Raw genomic sequence first — 16,008 nt, forward strand, 5'->3', positions numbered from 1 at the left:
CCGATCCGGAGATCACCCAGGCCGCGATGGTCGTCACCGCCGGGCCGCTGCGCGGCACCTCGCTGACCCTCGGCTCGACCCCGATCCTCATCGGCCGGGCACCCGAGTGCACGCTCGTGCTCGACGACGACTACGCCTCCAACCGACACGCCCGCGTCTTCCAGCGCGAGGACGAGTGGATGGTGGAGGATCTCGGCTCGACCAACGGCACCCTGGTCTCCGGGCGGCGCATCGAGGGCGCGGTGCCCTTCCGACCCGGGGCGCAGGTGCGGATCGGCCGCACCGAGATCGAGCTGAGACGAGGTCCGCGATGAGCATCGCCCTGCGCTACGCCGCCCGTTCCGACGTGGGCCTGGTCCGCTCGAACAACCAGGACTCCGCCTACGCGGGCAGTCACCTCCTGGTGGTCGCCGACGGCATGGGCGGCCACGCCGGCGGCGACGTCGCCTCCTCGGTCGCGATCGGACGCCTGGCCTCCCTGGACTCCGAGACCCCGGCCTCCGACATCGTCGCGACCCTCGAGGAGAGCGTGCTCGAGGCGAACCAGGAGATCCTGCGCCGCGCACGCGACGAACCGCAGCCGCGGGGCCTGGGCACCACGATCACCGCGCCGCTGCGCGCCGAGAGCAAGTTCGCCCTCGCCCACATCGGCGACTCCCGCGCCTACCTCCTGCGCGACGGGGAGACCGTCCAGATCACGAAGGACCACACCTTCGTCCAGCGCCTGCTGGACGAGGGCCGACTCACGGAGGAAGAGGCCGAGCGGCATCCGCAGCGCTCGGTGCTCATGCGCGTGCTCGGCGACGTCGACGCGGATCCCGAGCTGGACCTCTCGCTGCGCGCGGCCCATCCGGGCGACCGCTGGCTGCTGTGCTCCGACGGCCTCTCCGGACTGGTCTCCCTCGACACGATCGACGCGACCCTGAAGGACATCGAGGACCCCGGCGAGTGCGCCGACGCGCTCGTGCAGCTCGCCCTGAAGGGCGGCGGCCCCGACAACATCACCTGCATCGTCGCCGACGTCGTGGACCTCGACGCCCTCCCCCGCGGGGTCGAGGCGCCGTCCACGACCCCGCAGATCGTCGGCTCCGCGGCGCGGAACCGACACCGGCCCACCGCCGCCTCGGGCCCCGCCGCGAAGGCCGCCGCGCTCACCCGCGAGGAGCCGGAGATCCCCTACGAGGACGAGGACTTCTCCGAGGAGGAGCCGCCGCGGCGCGCCCCTGGCCCGCCGTCGTCGTGCTGGCGCCGCTGGTCGCGCCGCTCGGCGGGTCGCTGTGGGGCGGCTACGCCTGGTCCCAGCGGCAGTACTACGTCGGCACCGACGGCACCCGGGTGGTGCTCTACCAGGGCCTCGCCCAGGATCTCGGCCCCGTCTCCCTGTCCGAGCCGCTCGAGGTCACCGACATCGAGATCGAGGACCTCCCCGAGATCACGCGCCAGCAGGTCGAGAGCACGATCAGCGCCTCGGACCGCGAGGGCGCCGACCAGATCATCGACCGTCTCGAGCAGGCGGCGGCCGCGAACCGGCCGCCCACGGCCGTCTCCCCCTCCGACGGGGGCGGCGCCTCCGACGTCGGCGGCGCCGAGGAGGGGGCCGCGGACGGCATGGCGCCCCTGCCGACGGCCGGCTCCCCCGACGAGGGCGGGGCGACGTAGTGGCCACCATCGTCTCCTACACCGCACGGCCGCGCCGCCTGATCCAGGCCCTGCTGCTGCTCCTCGCGGTGGCGGTGGGCGTGGGGGCCTATGCCCTGGTGGGGCTGGGCCGCTTCGACGAGTCGCCCGCGAACCTGCTCCAGGTCGGGATCGGCGCGCTGGTGCTCGTCGCCGTGCTCCAGATCGCCGTGATGTGGCGCGCCCCCTACGCCGATCCCGTGATCCTGCCGATCGTGGTGCCGCTGAACCTCCTGGGCGTGTCGATGATCGAGTCCGTCCACGCCGCCAACGAGATCTACGGGCGCGCGGCTCCGCGAGCGCGGACCGCCAGATGCTGTGGGCCGTGATCGGGGTGGTGCTGTGCGTGGCGCCGCTGGTGCCGCTGCGCGACCACCGATGGCGCGCCGCTACACCTGGATCAGCGCCGTGGCGGGCGGCGTGCTGCTGCTCCTCCCGCTGGTGCCCGTGATCGGCTCGGCCCGCAACGGCTCGAAGATCTGGATCTCCGTGGCGGGCTTCAGCTTCCAGCCCGCGGAGCTCGCGAAGATCGCCTTCGCGGTCTTCTTCGCCGGCTATCTCGTCGCCCGGCGCGACACCCTGGCACTGGCGGGCCCGAAGGTGCTGGGCATCCATCTGCCGCGCTGGTCGGACTTCGGCCCGATCCTGGTGGCCTGGGGCTTCGCGATGGCGGTGCTCGTCTTCGAGACGGACCTGGGGACGTCGCTGATGTTCTTCGGCCTGTTCGTGGTGATGCTCTACGTCGCCACCGACCGACTGAGCTGGCTCGTGATCGGGGCGGTGATGTTCCTGCCGCCGGCGGTCTTCGCCGCGACCCAGATGAGCCATGTCCGCACCCGCATCACCTGCTGGCTGGACCCGCTCTCGGGCAAGAACTACTCCTCCTGCGAGCAGATCAGCCAGGGCCTGTTCGGGCTCGCCAACGGCGGTCTGGTCGGCACCGGCCTCGGGGAGGGACGGCCCGACATGGTGCCGCACGCCGAGTCCGACTTCATCTTCTCCTCCTTCGCGGAGGAGATGGGCATGGTCGGCGCCTTCGCGCCGCTGCTCGCTGTACCTGCCGCTGGTCCAGCGCGCCCTCCGCGCGGCCGTCGGCATCTCCGACGGCTTCGGCACCCTGCTCGCCGGGGGGCTCGGCTTCGTGATGGCGCCGCAGGTGTTCGTCGTCGTCGGCGGCGTGACCCGGGTGATCCCGCTGACGGGCCTGACCCTCCCCTTCCTCGCCGCGGGCGGCGGCTCGCTGGTGTGCAACTGGATCATCGCGGGGATCCTGGTGCGCCTGTCCGACGCGGCCCGGCGCCCCGCCGCCCGCCAGGTCGAGGGGACCCTGCCCGGCTCCCCCGCCCGCACCGGCCAGGAGGCGATCGCGTGAACAAGCCCCTTCGCCACGTGTGGCTGGTGGTCGGCGTGCTCTTCGTGCTCGCTGTTCACCTCCACCACCTACTTCCAGGTCGTCGCCCAGGGCCGGCTCGCCGCCCACGGGCAGAACCAGCGGACCCTCCAGAGCGAGTACGGCCGCCATCGCGGGCCGATCGTGGTGGACGGGCACGCGATCGCGACCTCGCAGGAGTCCGAGGACACCTACGGCTACCTGCGCACCTACGACCCCGGCGCGATGTACGCCCCGATCACCGGCTACTACTCGGTGGTCTACGGCTTCACCGGCATCGAGCGCTCGCTGAACGACACCCTCTCGGGCGAGGCGGACTCGCTGTTCTACCACCGCCTGGCCGATGTCGTCTCGGGCCGCGAGAACCAGGGCGCGAGCGTCGAGCTCACCCTCGACTCCGCCGCCCAGCAGGCGGCCTGGGACGCGCTGGACGGCCGGCGCGGCGCCGTGGTGGCGCTGGACCCGGAGACCGGCGCGATCCTCGCGATGGTCTCCGCGCCGAGCTTCGACCCCAACGAGCTCGCCTCCCACGACACCGGCGCGGTCTCGGCCGCCTGGTCCTCGCTGAACGAGGACCCCGAGCGGCCGCTGACCAACCGTGCGATCGGCGGGGACCTCTACCCGCCCGGCTCGGCCTTCAAGCTCGTCACGGCCTCCGCGGCGCTCGAGACCGGCGACTACACCGCCGAGTCGGTGATCCCCGGACCCGGGAAGTACGAGTCGCCGAACTCCTCGTCGACGATGAACAACTTCTCCGCGGGCCGCCAGGAGCCGTGCGGCCCGGACGACGAGTCCACGCTCGCCGAGGCGCTTGCGCCAGTCGTGCAACACCTCCTTCGGCATGCTCGGCGTCGAGATCGGACAGGACCAGCGCGCGCAGACCGCCGAGGAGTTCGGCTTCGGCCAGGACCTCTCGATCCCGATGGGTGTGACGCCCTCCCGGATCGGCGAGGACCTCGACGACGCACAGCTGGCGACCACCTCGATCGGGCAGTACGAGACCCGGGTGACGCCGCTGCAGATGGCGATGGTCGGCGGGGCGTTCGCGAACGACGGCGTGGTCATGCGACCGCGGCTCGTCCAGGCCGTGCGCACGGCCGACCTCTCCACCGTCTCCGAGCTGACCCCGAAGGAGGTCGGCCAGCCGCTGTCCGCCGCGAACGCCGCGCAGATGCGGCAGATGATGGTGGGCGTGGTCGAGGACGGCACCGGATCGGCGGCGGCGATCGACGGCGTCGAGGTGGGCGGCAAGACCGGCACCGCCGAGTGGGGCGAGGACCGCTCCCCCCATTCCTGGTACGTCGGGTACGGACAGACGGACGAGCAGAAGATCGCGGTCGCGGTCGTGGTCGAGGAGGGCGGATACGGGTCGCGCACCGCGGCGCCGATCGCCCGTGACGTGATGGAGGCGGTGATCCAGCGATGAGGACCGAACCGGGGCTCGTGCTCGAAGGACGGTACGAGCTCACCTCGCTCATCGCCACGGGCGGAATGGGTCAGGTCTGGAAGGGCCGCGACCAGGAGCTCGAGCGCGATGTCGCGATCAAGGTGTCGCGCGAGGAGTACGCCGGCGACGAGGGCTTCCTCAAGCGCTTCCGGGCCGAGGCGAGGCACACGGCCGCCCTCTCCCACGAGGGCATCGCCGCGCTGTACGACTACGGCGAGCTCGACGGGCGCGCCTACATCGTGATGGAGCTGTGCCCCGGCCGTCCCCTCTCGGAGATCATCGAGGAGAACCCCGGCGGACTGCCCGAGAAGCGCGTGGTCCAGCTGATGATCGAGCTCGCCCGGGCGCTGGACGCCGCCCATTCCAAGGGCGTCGTGCACCGCGACGTGAAGCCCGAGAACGTGCTGGTCGACGAGAAGGACGGGTGGTCCATGAAGATCACCGACTTCGGGATCGCACGCAGCAAGGACCAGGCGCGGCTGACGAAGACGGGCCTGGTCATGGGCACCGCCCAGTACCTCTCCCCCGAGCAGGCGATGGGCAAGCAGGCCACCTCCCTCTCGGACATCTACGCCCTGGGCATCGTCGCCTACGAGATGCTCGTGGGCGACCGCCCCTTCACCGGCTCCAGCCAGGTGGAGATCGCGATGGCGCAGGTCAAGCAGCGGCCGCCGGAGCTTCCGGAGGCGATCGGCGCGGACCTGCGGCGATTGGTGATGATGATGCTGGCCAAGGCGCCCGCGAACCGTCCCCGCTCCGCGGCGGCGGTCGCGCGGATCCTGGAGGCGATCCAGCGCGGGGTCGAGCCGCGCTTCACGACCGGGGCGATCCCGGTGACGCGGGTCGAGGACCACGACTGGACGGGCGAGAACCGGGTGCGGCCCGCCGGCTCCGGGACCGGGGAGCAGGCGCCGCGCCCCGGCGCCTCCCCCACGGGCACGCGCACCGCGGCGATGCCGTCGCCGCTGTCGGGCCGGTCCCGCGGCATCCGGCATCGCTCGGGGGGCTCGGGTCCCTCGGCGCTGTCGGCGGCGTCGGCGGGCTCGGCCCCGCGGCGCGGTTCGGCCCGCTCGGCCCCGTCGGCGAGCTCGGCCCGCTCCGCGGCCTCGCCCGCCCCGGCCCCGCGCGGCGACGGCGCCCGCTCCCCGCGCATGCGGCCTCGGCGGCGGGCGCCGCCGACGGCGCCGAGCGCGCCTTCTCGGGCGGCGCCTACGCCGACGTGGACACCGCGGCGTCCTCGCGCACGGTGCGCGGGACGAGCACGGGGCGGCGGGTCGGCGGGATGTCGGTGCCGGGCCTGGTGCCGCTGATCCTGGTGGTCGTCGCGATCGCGGTCGCCGTCGCGGGCGGCCTGGGGTCGCTGCCCCTCGGCGCGATCGACGCCTCGGCGCCGACGGGCCTGGGCACGGCGTCTGGCGAGGCGACGTCAGCTACTACGATGGTCGGATCGATCGGTGTCGGCCACGGCACGAGGACGGGTGTGGAGTGAGCGGAGAGACGGTGATCCTGGGTGGTCGGTACCGCCTGGGAAGGATCCTCGGGACCGGGGGCATGGCGGAGGTGTTCCTCGCGGAGGACACGCGCCTGCACCGCACGGTCGCGGTGAAGGTGTCGCGCTCCGACCTGGCCCGGGATGCGAACTTCCAGGAGCGCTTCCGGCGTGAGGCGCACAGCGCCGCGTCCCTGAACCATCCCTCGATCGTCGCCGTGTACGACACCGGCGAGGAGCGAAGAGACCACGCTCACCGGCTCCGAGGTGACGATCCCGTACATCGTGATGGAGTACGTCGAGGGTCGCACCCTGCGCGAGTACATCGACCCCGAGCACCCGATGGACGTCGTCCAGGCCGGGGAGATCATGGCCGCGGCCGCTCAGCGCGCTGGAGTACTCCCACCGCGCCGGGATCGTGCACCGCGACATCAAGCCCGGCAACATCATGATCAACTCCGCGGGCGCCGTGAAGGTGATGGACTTCGGGATCGCCCGCGCGGTCGCCGACGCGACCAGCGCCATGACCGCGACCCAGGCCGTGATGGGCACGGCCCAGTACCTCTCCCCCGAGCAGGCGCGCGGCCAGCTGGTCGATGCGCGCTCGGACATCTACTCCGCCGCCTGCGTCATGTTCGAGATGCTGACCGGGCGCCCGCCCTTCACCGGCGACACCCCGGTCTCGATCGCCTACCAGCACGTGCGGGAGGAGCCGCGACCGCCCTCGGCCTTCAACCCGGCCGTCCCCCCGCGATGGATGCGGTGATCCTCACGGGCCTGGCCAAGGACCGCGAGCAGCGCTACCCCAGCGCCGTCGCCTTCTCCCGCGACATCGCCGCCGTCGTCGCCGGGCGGGCCCCGGCGCTGGTCGCCGGCGCCCTGCCGGGGGCCGACGACCCCGAGGCCACGACCGTGCTCAGCCCGCTGGACGAGGCGACCGAGGCGCCGCCGGCGACGGCCGGTGCCCTGGGCGCGGGCGCGGCGGGCGCCGCCGCGATGCGTCCCCAGGACTGGCGCACCGGCTCCGCGCCCTCCCCCGCGACCGGGCCCCTCGCCCCGCGCTCGGGGGACGAGGTGGAGCCGGAGCAGAAGCGCAAGCGGCCGTGGTGGCTGATCATCCTCGTGACCCTCGTGGCCCTGGGACTGATCGCCGCGGCGCTCGCCTACTTCCGGCCGTGGGACCGGGGGCCGGAGACGATCGCGGTCCCGAACGTGGTGGGGCAGACGGAGGACCAGGCGCGCGCCGCGCTCACCGAGGCCGGACTCGACCCGACCTTCGAGCAGACCCCTTCCCAGGACGTCGACAAGGGCGAGGTCATGGAGACGGACCCTCCCGCCGGCCAGGAGGTCGAGGTGGGCGCGCCATCACGGTCACGGTCTCCGGCGGCCCGGACGCGGTGACGGTGCCCGAGGACCTGCTGGAGATGACCCGCGAGGAGGCCCAGGCCGCGCTCGAGGCCGTCGGACTCACCATGACCGAGGGCGAGGCGGAGGACGTGCCGCAGGAGGCGGGGACGGTGGCGAGCACCTCTCCCCAGGGTGGGCAGTCGGTGGACCGGGGCTCCGCGGTCGAGGTGCGCTTCGCCTCCGGCAACGTGGAGGTCCCGAACGTCGAGGGCGTCCAGTTCGACAAGGCCAAGGAGACCCTCGAGGCGCGTGGCTTCGAGGTCCCGGATCCCGCGGAGCGCGAGGAGGCGAGCGAGGATCCCGGCACCGTGCTCTCGCAGACGCCCTCGGCCGGCGGCGGCCTCGCCCGCTACGGCTCCACCGTCGACCTCGTGATCGCGGTCGCGCCCGGTCCCGTGGCGGTCCCGAACGTCGCCGGGCAGACCCTCGAGAACGCGCAGAAGACTCTGTCCGACGCCGGGTTCACGGGTACCACCCCGACCTCGGAGTTCTCGGACTCGGTGCCCGAGGGGCAGGTCATCCGCACCGACCCCGCGGCGAACGAGCAGGTGGACCGCGGCACCACGATCACGATCGTCGTCTCCAAGGGCCCGGAGCCGACGCCGACACCCACCCCGACCGAGGAGCCGACCGAGACCGAGGAGCCGAGCCCGACCGAGGAGCCGAGCGACAGCCCCTCGCCGACCACGGACCCGCCGGAGGACGAGGCCGACGACGCCGCGCAGGGCGACGGCAACAACGGACGCGGCGCGGGCGCCGGGAACGGGAACGGCAACGGCAACGGCAACGGCAACGGGAACGGGAACGGGAACGGCGATGGCTGAGCAGTCCGCGGCACGGATCCTCGTGATCGACAACTACGACAGCTTCGTCTACACGATCGTCGGCTACCTCCAGCAGATGGGCGCGGAGACGACGGTGGTCCGCAACGACGAGGTGCCCGCCGACGGTACGGGGGCGGTCGACCTTACCGGGTTCGACGGGGTGCTGGTCTCCCCGGCCCCGGCAACCCGTCCACCGCCGGTCGCTCCCTGGACGTGATCGGCCGGCGCGCCGAGCAGCGGGTGCCGATGCTCGGGGTGTGCCTCGGGCACCAGGCGCTGGGCCAGTTCTTCGGGGCGCGCGTGGACCACGCTCCGCAGCTGATGCACGGCCGCACCAGCGAGCTCACGCACGAGGGCAGGAGCGTCTTCGCCGGCGCCCCCTCCCCCATGACCGCGACCCGCTACCACTCCCTCACCGTGGTGCCGGAGACGATCCCGGCGGAGCTCGAGGTCACCGCCCGCACCGCCGACGGGATGGTGATGGGCCTGGTCCACCGGGAGTCGCCCCTGCACGGGGTGCAGTTCCATCCGGAGTCGGTGCTCACCGAGAACGGCCACCTGATGCTCGCGCGCTTCCTCGAGCTGTGTGACGGTCGCGACGCCCTCGAGCGCTCGGAGGGGCTGAAGCCCTTGATGACCGCGGGCTGAGGCCCGCCGCTCAGGAGCCGGCGGCCGCCGCCCCCACGACTCCGTCGTTGAAGGGCATGTGCGGCGCGATCGCGGGGAACACCCAGCCGAACAGGGCCACGACGATCGCGGCGAGCACCAGCACGGTCAGCAGGATCCGCACCCAGAGCGGTCCGGGCAGGTGACGGAACAGCCAGGCGTACATCAGCCCTCCTCGGCGGGGTCGGGGGCGGTCGCGAGCGCCTCGGGGATCCCGTCGGACCGGTCCGTCCAGTACGAGAACTCGGCGTGGACGATGTAGCGCTCCCGCGCGGAGTACATCGGATGGCAGGCGGTCAGGGTGAGCATCCGCTCGGTGGGCTCCACCCCGCTCTCGCCGGGCGTCGGGGCGATCACCCAGGCGTCCTCCGGCTGGACCACGAGCGACTCGGTGACCTCGTAGACGTAGAACGCCTCGTCGGTCTCCACCACGATCGGGTCACCCTCCTCGAGGCCGGCGATGTCCTCGAGGACGCGGCCGTAGGTGTTGCGGTGGCCAGCGACGGAGAAGTTCCCGACCTGGCCGGGCGGCGCGGTCTGCGGGTAGTGGCCGGCTCCCTTGACGTTGAGGACCTGCTCGAGGTCCACGCCCTCGGCGAGCGGGAAGCGGTCGCGGTCGAAGGCAGGCACGTGCATGGTGCCGAAGACCATGGTGTCCTCGGGCGTGGTGGGGACGGGCGGCGGTCCGTCCTGGCGCGGGGCGATCCGCTCCTCGTCCACGGCGCCCCATTCCTGCTCGAGCCCGTCGAGGATCCCGGCCTGCTCGCGGTCGGCCATCACGTCGGTCCACCACAGCCGCCACACCAGGAACAGGCCCAGCAAGCACCCCGGCGGTCAGCAGCGGCTCGCCGAGGACCCCGAGCACACCCGGCCCGCGGGGGCGGCCGCGGTGGGATCGTGCGACTCCTCGCCCCCGCTCGGTGCGGCCCGTGCTCACCGGCTCACCGCGGCGTCGACGGCGAGGGGGCCGGCATAGGCGGGCAGGGTGGTGTCCTGGAGCGTCTCGACCTTCTCGCCGAGGCCGACGTGATCGACCCATTCGCGGTAGAGCCGCACGTTCTGGGAGGAGTCGAGCGCCTCGGTCATCTCCTCGACGGGGCCGATCACGGTGATGACGAAGGGCGGGGAGTAGACGCGGCCCTCGAGCAAGAGGGTGTTGCCGGCGCAGCGGAAGGCGCCGCCGTTGACCACGCGCTGGTTCTGCAAAGCATCATCGCCTCCGCGCCGCCGGCCCACAGGGCGTTGATGAACGACTCGAGGTCCTGCTGGTGGACGACCAGGTCGTCGGGCTCGGTGCCCGGGATCGCGCCGAGCGCGCTCGAGGGCGCATCGGTCAGGGTGATCCGCGGCCCGGGCCCGGAGACCTCGCTGAGGCCGACGGCGTCCTCGACCACGGCGGTGCGCTCGGCGGTCGCCGGGCCCGCGCCCTGGCCGCGCGGCTCCTCGATCTCGGCGCGCTTGTCGGCGTTGTCCTCGGTGAGCTCCTCGATGGTGCGGCCGCGGTCGGCGAGGACGCCGGCGACGTCGCTGCTCTCGTCGCGGATCGAGCCGCCGGCGGCGAGGCGGGAGGTGGTCGCGAAGAGCACGCCGCACAGCACCATCACCAGCGCCACCCCGACGCGCCCCCGGGCACCGCCGCGACGGCGCCCGGACGGGGTGTCCTGTGCTTCCATCGTCACTCCTCGCTTCGCGCGCGTCCCGGACGCCCATTACCCTAGGCCACGGTCCGCACCCGCGGATCCGCGCGGCACGGCCGCGCGACGGCCGCGTCGAGGGAGCATCGTTCCATGGCCAGGAGCAGGAAGAAGTCGTCCGCCCGGGCGACGTCGAGCGCGAAGGCCGCGAGCACGGACCCGAAGGACGTGACGCCGGAGCCCGAGGAGCTGACCGCGGAGGCCGAGGACACGACGGCGGACGCGGAGGACGCGGCCGCGGAGGCCGAGGACTCGAAGCCCGCCAAGGGCTCTGCGAAGGACCCATTGCGCCGCAGGGGCGCGGCCGGAAAGGACCCCGTCGGTCGCGGCGCGAGGAGGGGCACGTCCGGGAAGAAGAAGGGCGAGAGCGAGACCGGCAGGCCCGCCGGCGGCGAGGTTCCCGAGAAGGCGAAGGACTCCACGCGTGCCACCTCGGTGCGCCGGGCCGCCGCGGCCGAGACCTCCCGCACCACCGGACGGCGCGTCGCGGCCGCCGGGCAGAACCCGCGGTGGCTCGCCCCCGCCGCCGTGGTCTTCCTGATCCTGGGTCTCGCCTACCTGGTCACCTACTACATCACCGCCGGGCAGTCGCCCCTGCCGATCGGCGACTGGAATCTCGCCGTCGGCTTCGGCGTGCTGATGGTCGGCGGCGGCATGCTCATGTTCTGGAAGTAGCCGATTGCTCTGGAAGTAGCCGGTCGCCCCGGCTCCGATAAATCGGAGCCGTGCGACCGGACCGCACGCGATGGGGAGTTCTCCCCACCGCGCGCCTCGCCTGCGCAGGTACCCTGAACGGGAAGCGCGTCACACCCGGTGGCGCCACGCACCTCGGTGCGCGACCCGACGGGGGAACCGTGACCAGCATCTCCAGACGGCGCAGACTCCTCGCGCTCCTCCTCGTTCCCTTCATGATGGTCCTCGCGGGTCGCGGGAAGTTCGACGCGACCTTCGACATCAAGGACGCCGAGACCATCGACGTGGCGATGGACATCGGCCTGGACACCTCCCTCATCGGGTCCGAGTACTCCTCCGCCGAGGACATGTGCGCCGCGATGGAGGGCGAGGAGTCGGGCGTGGCCGGCGAGATCGCCCCGACCGTCGAGCCGTACGAGGCCGACGGCATGTACGGCCGCAAGATCACCGGCGTGGTCGACAATGAGGAGTTCGGCAACGGGCTGGACCTCGTCGAGGAGGACGGCGAGTACCACTTCACCCTCGATCCGGCCCAGGCCGGGCTGAGCGACCTCACCGACCCGACCCTGGCGGACTACGGCTTCGAGTTCTCGATGACCTTCATCTTCCCCGGCGAGATCATCGAGTCCTCCGGCGGCCAGATCGACGGCGACACCGTCGTCTTCACGGATGCGTCCGAGATCGCGAACGGGATCGACATCCGCGCCGAGGCGAACAGCTTCCCCTGGGTCATCGTGATCATCGCCGTCGTCGTGATCGGCTTCCTCCTCCTGCTCGCCGCCGCCGTGGCCGTCTTCTTCGTGCTCCGCTCGCGGAAGAACAAGGCCGGCGCCTCCTCGGGCGTGCCCGGCGGCTACGGCGCCGGTGCGTCCGTCGGCGCCGCGTCCGGAGCGTCTCCGGCCGCTCCGCCGAGCGCGCAGTGGGACCAGAACTCGCCGCCGCCCGCGCCTCAGGGCGGTCAGGGCGTGCAGAGCGGCCAGGGCGGCCAGCAGTGGGGTCAGGCCTCGCCCCCGCCCGCCCCTCAGTCCGGTCAGCAGTGGGGGCAGGGCTCCCCGCCCGCGGCCCCGCAGAGCGATCAGCAGTGGGGCGCCCCGCAGCGAGGGCGGCCAAGGCTCTCCGCAGGGCCAGCAGCGACCTCCGTGGGCTCATCCCGACAGCGGCCAGAACCCCGGCGGGCCGCAGGGGCCCGGCTCCCCGCGCCTCCTCAGCAGTCGGGCTGGTGACCGCTGCGGGCCGTGGCCCCGCTCCTGTGAGCAGGGTCATGGCCCGCCGATTGGCGCCGGCCGCGAGGGCCCGCTAGAGTAGTCCAGGTCAGCGCAGCTGGCGAGCGCCCGTAGCTTAACGGATAGAGCATCTGACTACGGATCAGAAGGTTGGGGGTTCGAATCCCTCCGGGCGCGCAGAAGGAAAGGCCCCTCATCAGCGAGAACATCGCGATGAGGGGCCTCTCGCATGTCCGCGTGCGGTCACCTCGCCGCCGTGCCCCGGTGATCCCTCGGGGCGCGGCGGCTCGGCTCAGGACCCGGCGACGAGCGCCTCGCGCACGCCGCTCCAGGAGCGCATGATCTCGCGGGCCTGCTCGTCGGCCTCCGCGGCGATCGCCTCGACGCGCGCCTGCTCGAGCGGCTCGTCGATCTCGACCCGCTCCCCGCGCTCGACGGCGGTGACGGCCGCCTCGACCATGGCGAAGCTGAGCACGTTCTCGTGGATCTCGCACATCGGGGTGCGGCCCTCGCGCGCCGCGGAGACGCACTCGACCAGCGAGGCGGCGATCTGGTCGGGCTCGGGCGCGGTCTCGGCGTCGATCGCGGCCTGCAGGCGCGCGGTCTCCTCCTCGTCCTCGGTGCCGACGACCGGGGTGCCGGTGCCGTCCCAGGTGGCGGAGCCGTGCTGGGCACCGATCCGCCATTCGCTGTTCCACCAGGTCGGCAGGCCGCGGGCGTTCCAGGTGCCGTGGTAGGCGAACAGGGACCCGTCGGACATCTCGAAGGTCGCGCTGACGGTCGCGTCGTGGTGGTAGACGCTCCACTCGGGGCGCGTCCCGCGGGCGGTGACCGCGACCGGGTCCGCGTCCAGGATGTAGCGCGCGGTGTCGAAGGCGTGGATGCCCATGTCCCGCAGCAGCGGGTGGTCCTGGGTACGGCGGAACCCCTCCATTTCCGTGAACAGGGAGAAGAACGCGCTGGTCATCACCGTCGGCCCGTGGGCGGCGACGAAGTCGCGCGCCTGGCGCACCTGGCGGAAGAAGCGCCGGGACTGGGAGACCATGAACGGCACGCCGGTGAGCTCGGCGTGCGCGAGCAGGCTGATCGCCTCGGGCGCGTCTCGGTGACGGGCTTCTCGCCGAGCACCGGGATCCCCGCGTGCGCGCCTTCACGGTGACGGGATGATGGGCGACCGGCACGGTCGGGTTCACGATCAGGTCAGCGCCGAGCTCGAGGGCGAGGTCGACCCCGTCGGCGCCGACGGCGACCGCCGCCGGATCGGCCGCGCCGGACTGGTCGATCACGCGCCGCGGCGCGCCCTCGACCAGGTCGGCGACGCCGACGAGCTCCGCGACCTCGCTCGCGACGATCTCCCGGGCCCACCAGTCGCCCATCGATCCGGCACCGACGACGACCACGCGTGCGGGACGCTCCGCGGGCAGGCGGGGGAAGCCGGTCAGGGAGGCTGACGGCGTCGGGGCGGCGGAGGTGTCGGTGAGCGTCCTGGTCTCAGATGACACGCGTGGCTCCGTCCGCGTCGTCCCCGCGGAACCAGTCGCGCGGGGCGTTGGCGATCTTCACCGGTGCGGCCTCGCGCTCCTCGGGCCGGGCCCAGACCACGGCGTTGGCGAGGACGCGCTGGATCTCCGCCTGGCGGTAGACGGGATACTCCTGGTCGCCGGGGCTGAAGTAGAAGACCTTGCCCTTGCCGCGGCGGAACACGGCGCCGGAGCGGAACACCTCGCCGCCGGCGAAGGAGGAGACGAAGACGAGCTCGTCGGGGGCGGGGATGTCGAACATCTCCCCGTACATCTCCTGCTCGGGGACGACGATCGGGTGCGGGACGCCGCGGGCGATCGGGTGGGAGCCGTTGACGGTCCAGACCCGCTCCTCCTCGCCCTCGTTGCGCCACAGCAGGTTGCAGGTGGTGCCCATGAGCTTCTTGAAGGGCTTGGAGTAGTGGGCGGAGTGCAGCGGGATCAGCCCCATGCCCTCGTGGACGCGGCGCACCACGCGCTCGGCGATCTCCTCGGGCACGTCCTCGTGCGCCATGTGGCCCCACCAGGTGAGCACGTCGGTCTCGGCGAGCGCCTCCTCGGAGAGGGACTCCTCGATGTCGTCGAGCAGGGCGATGCGCACCTCGGCCTCGACGCCGTCGGCCGCGAGGAGGGTCCGCAGGGCCTCCGCGATCACGGTGTGCATGCCCTCGGGATAGATCTGCTGGACCTTCGGGTCGACCTTCTCGTGCCGGTTCTCGCCGAAGACGGCGATGCGCAGTGTCATGAATTCCCTCGTCCTGTCGCTGGTGGTTCGCGGGCCGCCGCTCCTCGGGCGACCCGGTCCATCGTAGGGGCGCATGGCCCCCGTCACCTCGGCGGACCCGCCGCGAGGTTGCTTCCCGGATCGGAACAGCCTCTCGAGGCAACCGTGACCCGCCTGTGACCCATTCCTCACGAGTAACTGAATATGGTCGACGTCAGGCTCCTTCAACGGCGAGGGAGCCTGCTCGCTCCGCTGCGGCGGAGGCCGGCCTCAGCGGTCGGGCGCGGCCTCGAGCAGGATGCCCCGCTCGCGCAGCTGCGCGGTGAGCGGCTCGGCCGTCTCGGCATGGCGCCTGCTCGCCCGCGCCCATCCGGCGACCCCGCCCAGCGCGCGGCCGACGGTCGCACCCCAGAGATGACGGATCCGCGTCCCGCCCGGGACCTCGGCCAGCTCGAGCCGGGCACGGAGGTGGAAGCGGCTCCCGGCCAGGGCTCCGAGCAGCACCGTGCGGCGCAGGCTCCCGGTCTCCACGTCCAGACGCGCGGGCGTGGTCTCGTGGACGCGCCAGCCCTGGGCGGTGAAGAACTCGGCGAGCAGCGCCCGGGTCTCCTCGAGGTCCCCGCGCACGATCAGGCGCACCCCGCCGCCGCGGTCCGCGCTCAGCATGGCGCGCCCGCTGCGGCGGTGCGGTGCGGGCCGAGCGCGCGCGGCTCGGCGTTGCCCAGGTGCGGCACCTCGCGGTGGTCGTGCGGGTCGCGGCCCGCGGCGAGCGCGAGCGCGATCTGCGACGACGTCCCCGTGGGCGACGAGCACCACGGGCGCGTCGGCGGCGAGCGCGTCGGCCGCCCGGAGCGCCGCGAGCACGCGCGCGGCGACCTCGGCGACGGGCTCGACCCCGTCGTCGTGCGCCTGACGGGCGCGGTCCCGCGCCCAGATGCTCTCGTAGGCGGTCGCGGGGCCCTCGTCGTGCGCGCCGAAGCGGCGTTCGCGCAGGCGCTCGTCGACCCGTGGCGCCCCGGCGCCGAGACCTGCGGCGAACTCCTCGGCGGTCTGGCGGGCGCGGGCGAAGTCGCTCGTGACCACGACCGTGCCGGGCCCGAGGCCCTGCGCGGCCGCGTCCGTCGCCGCGGCGCGCGCCTGCTCCCGGCCGCGTGCGGTCAGCCCCACCGTCTCGAGAGCCCGCGGGCCGGGGACGGACACGATCTGCCCCTCGACGTTCGCGGTCGACTCCCCGTGCCGCGCAGCACGAGGACC

The 16,008-nt window shown here is 73.1% G+C and carries 20 protein-coding genes, 1 tRNA gene and 4 pseudogenes; 18 read left to right on the top strand and 7 right to left on the bottom strand.

Annotated features, from left to right (window positions below):
* Nucleotides 1–26: 26 nt before the first annotated feature.
* The 14 genes and pseudogenes from WKH84_RS10610 to WKH84_RS10675 all read left to right on the top strand — a co-directional run bounded on the left by WKH84_RS10610 (nt 27) and on the right by WKH84_RS10675 (nt 8,882).
* The gene (locus tag WKH84_RS10610) at nt 27–314 is read left to right on the top strand and encodes an FHA domain-containing protein (RefSeq protein ID WP_341856597.1); all 288 of its coding nucleotides are present in this window, start codon (nt 27–29) and stop codon (nt 312–314) included.
* Nucleotides 311–1,659: pseudogene (locus tag WKH84_RS10615) on the top strand (PP2C family serine/threonine-protein phosphatase). Before WKH84_RS10610 ends, WKH84_RS10615 begins: the two are co-directional and overlap by 4 nt.
* Complete coding sequence (locus WKH84_RS10620; RefSeq protein WP_341856598.1) at nt 1,659–2,006, top strand: hypothetical protein; 348 nt, start codon at nt 1,659–1,661, stop codon at nt 2,004–2,006. The pseudogene WKH84_RS10615 and the gene WKH84_RS10620 overlap by 1 nt, the downstream one beginning before the upstream one ends.
* Before the next feature lie 49 nt (nt 2,007–2,055).
* A pseudogene (locus WKH84_RS10625) lies at nt 2,056–2,658 on the top strand (FtsW/RodA/SpoVE family cell cycle protein); the annotation flags it as partial.
* 115 nt (nt 2,659–2,773) lie between these two features.
* Nucleotides 2,774–3,049, top strand: a complete 276-nt coding sequence (locus WKH84_RS10630; protein ID WP_341856853.1) for an FtsW/RodA/SpoVE family cell cycle protein — start codon at nt 2,774–2,776, stop codon at nt 3,047–3,049.
* Between the two features lie 504 nt (nt 3,050–3,553).
* Nucleotides 3,554–3,769: pseudogene (locus WKH84_RS10635) on the top strand (penicillin-binding transpeptidase domain-containing protein); the annotation flags it as partial.
* Nucleotides 3,770–3,908: 139 nt separating this feature from the next.
* Nucleotides 3,909–4,493: a penicillin-binding transpeptidase domain-containing protein gene (locus tag WKH84_RS10640; RefSeq protein ID WP_341856599.1), complete on the top strand. Its 585-nt coding sequence runs from the start codon at nt 3,909–3,911 to the stop codon at nt 4,491–4,493.
* Nucleotides 4,490–5,824, top strand: a complete 1,335-nt coding sequence (locus WKH84_RS10645) for a serine/threonine-protein kinase (RefSeq protein WP_341856600.1) — start codon at nt 4,490–4,492, stop codon at nt 5,822–5,824. Before WKH84_RS10640 ends, WKH84_RS10645 begins: the two co-directional genes overlap by 4 nt.
* Nucleotides 5,797–6,003, top strand: a complete 207-nt coding sequence (locus tag WKH84_RS10650; protein WP_341856601.1) for a hypothetical protein — start codon at nt 5,797–5,799, stop codon at nt 6,001–6,003. Before WKH84_RS10645 ends, WKH84_RS10650 begins: the two co-directional genes overlap by 28 nt.
* On the top strand, nt 6,000–6,455 hold the full coding sequence (locus WKH84_RS10655) for a hypothetical protein (RefSeq protein ID WP_341856602.1): 456 nt from the start codon (nt 6,000–6,002) through the stop codon (nt 6,453–6,455). The genes WKH84_RS10650 and WKH84_RS10655 overlap by 4 nt, the downstream gene beginning before the upstream one ends.
* Complete coding sequence (locus WKH84_RS10660; RefSeq protein WP_341856603.1) at nt 6,422–6,769, top strand: protein kinase; 348 nt, start codon at nt 6,422–6,424, stop codon at nt 6,767–6,769. Before WKH84_RS10655 ends, WKH84_RS10660 begins: the two co-directional genes overlap by 34 nt.
* Entirely contained in the window at nt 6,766–7,404 is a 639-nt protein-coding gene (locus WKH84_RS10665) for a PASTA domain-containing protein (RefSeq protein WP_341856604.1), read from the top strand. The genes WKH84_RS10660 and WKH84_RS10665 overlap by 4 nt, the downstream gene beginning before the upstream one ends.
* Before the next feature lie 23 nt (nt 7,405–7,427).
* Complete coding sequence (locus WKH84_RS10670) at nt 7,428–8,234, top strand: PASTA domain-containing protein (protein ID WP_341856605.1); 807 nt, start codon at nt 7,428–7,430, stop codon at nt 8,232–8,234.
* Nucleotides 8,227–8,882: pseudogene (locus WKH84_RS10675) on the top strand (gamma-glutamyl-gamma-aminobutyrate hydrolase family protein). The gene WKH84_RS10670 and the pseudogene WKH84_RS10675 overlap by 8 nt, the downstream one beginning before the upstream one ends.
* A 10-nt stretch (nt 8,883–8,892) precedes the next feature.
* On the opposite strand, the gene WKH84_RS10680 reads toward WKH84_RS10675, so the two are convergent.
* The 4 genes from WKH84_RS10680 to WKH84_RS10695 all read right to left on the bottom strand — a co-directional run bounded on the left by WKH84_RS10680 (nt 8,893) and on the right by WKH84_RS10695 (nt 10,573).
* The gene (locus WKH84_RS10680) at nt 8,893–9,066 is read right to left on the bottom strand and encodes a hypothetical protein (RefSeq protein ID WP_341856606.1); all 174 of its coding nucleotides are present in this window, start codon (nt 9,064–9,066) and stop codon (nt 8,893–8,895) included.
* Nucleotides 9,066–9,722 (bottom strand): class E sortase, encoded by a 657-nt coding sequence (locus WKH84_RS10685; RefSeq protein WP_341856607.1) that lies wholly within the window; start codon nt 9,720–9,722, stop codon nt 9,066–9,068. The genes WKH84_RS10680 and WKH84_RS10685 overlap by 1 nt, the downstream gene beginning before the upstream one ends.
* 111 nt (nt 9,723–9,833) lie before the next feature.
* Nucleotides 9,834–10,049 (bottom strand): DUF881 domain-containing protein, encoded by a 216-nt coding sequence (locus WKH84_RS10690; protein WP_341856608.1) that lies wholly within the window; start codon nt 10,047–10,049, stop codon nt 9,834–9,836.
* Nucleotides 10,004–10,573, bottom strand: a complete 570-nt coding sequence (locus WKH84_RS10695; protein WP_341856609.1) for a DUF881 domain-containing protein — start codon at nt 10,571–10,573, stop codon at nt 10,004–10,006. Before WKH84_RS10695 ends, WKH84_RS10690 begins: the two co-directional genes overlap by 46 nt.
* Before the next feature lie 114 nt (nt 10,574–10,687).
* Between WKH84_RS10695 and WKH84_RS10700 the strand changes: the two genes are divergently transcribed.
* The 3 genes from WKH84_RS10700 to WKH84_RS10710 all read left to right on the top strand — a co-directional run bounded on the left by WKH84_RS10700 (nt 10,688) and on the right by WKH84_RS10710 (nt 12,687).
* Nucleotides 10,688–11,269: a cell division protein CrgA gene (locus tag WKH84_RS10700; protein ID WP_341856610.1), complete on the top strand. Its 582-nt coding sequence runs from the start codon at nt 10,688–10,690 to the stop codon at nt 11,267–11,269.
* A gap of 233 nt (nt 11,270–11,502) precedes the next feature.
* Nucleotides 11,503–12,510: a hypothetical protein gene (locus WKH84_RS10705; protein WP_341856611.1), complete on the top strand. Its 1,008-nt coding sequence runs from the start codon at nt 11,503–11,505 to the stop codon at nt 12,508–12,510.
* Between the two features lie 104 nt (nt 12,511–12,614).
* Nucleotides 12,615–12,687 (top strand) — tRNA-Arg (locus WKH84_RS10710).
* 115 nt (nt 12,688–12,802) lie between these two features.
* Here the strand turns inward: WKH84_RS10710 and WKH84_RS10715 are convergent.
* Nucleotides 12,803–13,555, bottom strand: a complete 753-nt coding sequence (locus tag WKH84_RS10715) for a Gfo/Idh/MocA family oxidoreductase (RefSeq protein ID WP_341856854.1) — start codon at nt 13,553–13,555, stop codon at nt 12,803–12,805.
* A gap of 118 nt (nt 13,556–13,673) precedes the next feature.
* Here WKH84_RS10715 and WKH84_RS10720 point away from each other — a divergent pair, with 118 nt between their 5' ends.
* Nucleotides 13,674–13,961 carry a hypothetical protein gene (locus WKH84_RS10720; RefSeq protein WP_341856612.1) on the top strand — a complete coding sequence of 96 codons (288 nt, stop codon included), beginning with the start codon at nt 13,674–13,676 and terminating at the stop codon, nt 13,959–13,961.
* 40 nt (nt 13,962–14,001) lie between these two features.
* Here the strand turns inward: WKH84_RS10720 and WKH84_RS10725 are convergent, their stop codons facing one another.
* Together WKH84_RS10725 and WKH84_RS10730 are read right to left on the bottom strand one after the other, a co-directional pair.
* Nucleotides 14,002–14,775: a ThuA domain-containing protein gene (locus WKH84_RS10725; protein WP_341856613.1), complete on the bottom strand. Its 774-nt coding sequence runs from the start codon at nt 14,773–14,775 to the stop codon at nt 14,002–14,004.
* 249 nt (nt 14,776–15,024) lie between these two features.
* Entirely contained in the window at nt 15,025–15,954 is a 930-nt protein-coding gene (locus tag WKH84_RS10730; protein ID WP_341856614.1) for a histidine phosphatase family protein, read from the bottom strand.
* Nucleotides 15,955–16,008: the final 54 nt, after the last annotated feature.

This window comes from Brachybacterium sp. GPGPB12, assembly GCF_038396325.1.
GTDB classification, from domain to species: Bacteria; Actinomycetota; Actinomycetes; order Actinomycetales; family Dermabacteraceae; genus Brachybacterium; species Brachybacterium conglomeratum.

Excerpts from the sequence above, each read along its gene's own strand:
- WKH84_RS10610 (WP_341856597.1), top strand. The coding sequence starts at position 27 with ATGGTCGTCACCGCCGGGCCGCTGCGCGGCACCTCGCTGACCCTCGGC.
- WKH84_RS10640 (WP_341856599.1), top strand. The coding sequence starts at position 3,909 with ATGCTCGGCGTCGAGATCGGACAGGACCAGCGCGCGCAGACCGCCGAG.
- WKH84_RS10645 (WP_341856600.1), top strand. The coding sequence starts at position 4,490 with ATGAGGACCGAACCGGGGCTCGTGCTCGAAGGACGGTACGAGCTCACC.
- WKH84_RS10650 (WP_341856601.1), top strand. The coding sequence starts at position 5,797 with ATGTCGGTGCCGGGCCTGGTGCCGCTGATCCTGGTGGTCGTCGCGATC.
- WKH84_RS10670 (WP_341856605.1), top strand. The coding sequence starts at position 7,428 with ATGACCCGCGAGGAGGCCCAGGCCGCGCTCGAGGCCGTCGGACTCACC.
- WKH84_RS10680 (WP_341856606.1), bottom strand. The coding sequence starts at position 9,066 with ATGTACGCCTGGCTGTTCCGTCACCTGCCCGGACCGCTCTGGGTGCGG.
- WKH84_RS10695 (WP_341856609.1), bottom strand. The coding sequence starts at position 10,573 with ATGGAAGCACAGGACACCCCGTCCGGGCGCCGTCGCGGCGGTGCCCGG.
- WKH84_RS10700 (WP_341856610.1), top strand. The coding sequence starts at position 10,688 with ATGGCCAGGAGCAGGAAGAAGTCGTCCGCCCGGGCGACGTCGAGCGCG.
- WKH84_RS10705 (WP_341856611.1), top strand. The coding sequence starts at position 11,503 with ATGATGGTCCTCGCGGGTCGCGGGAAGTTCGACGCGACCTTCGACATC.
- WKH84_RS10715 (WP_341856854.1), bottom strand. The coding sequence starts at position 13,555 with ATGGTCTCCCAGTCCCGGCGCTTCTTCCGCCAGGTGCGCCAGGCGCGC.
- WKH84_RS10720 (WP_341856612.1), top strand. The coding sequence starts at position 13,674 with ATGATGGGCGACCGGCACGGTCGGGTTCACGATCAGGTCAGCGCCGAG.
- WKH84_RS10725 (WP_341856613.1), bottom strand. The coding sequence starts at position 14,775 with ATGACACTGCGCATCGCCGTCTTCGGCGAGAACCGGCACGAGAAGGTC.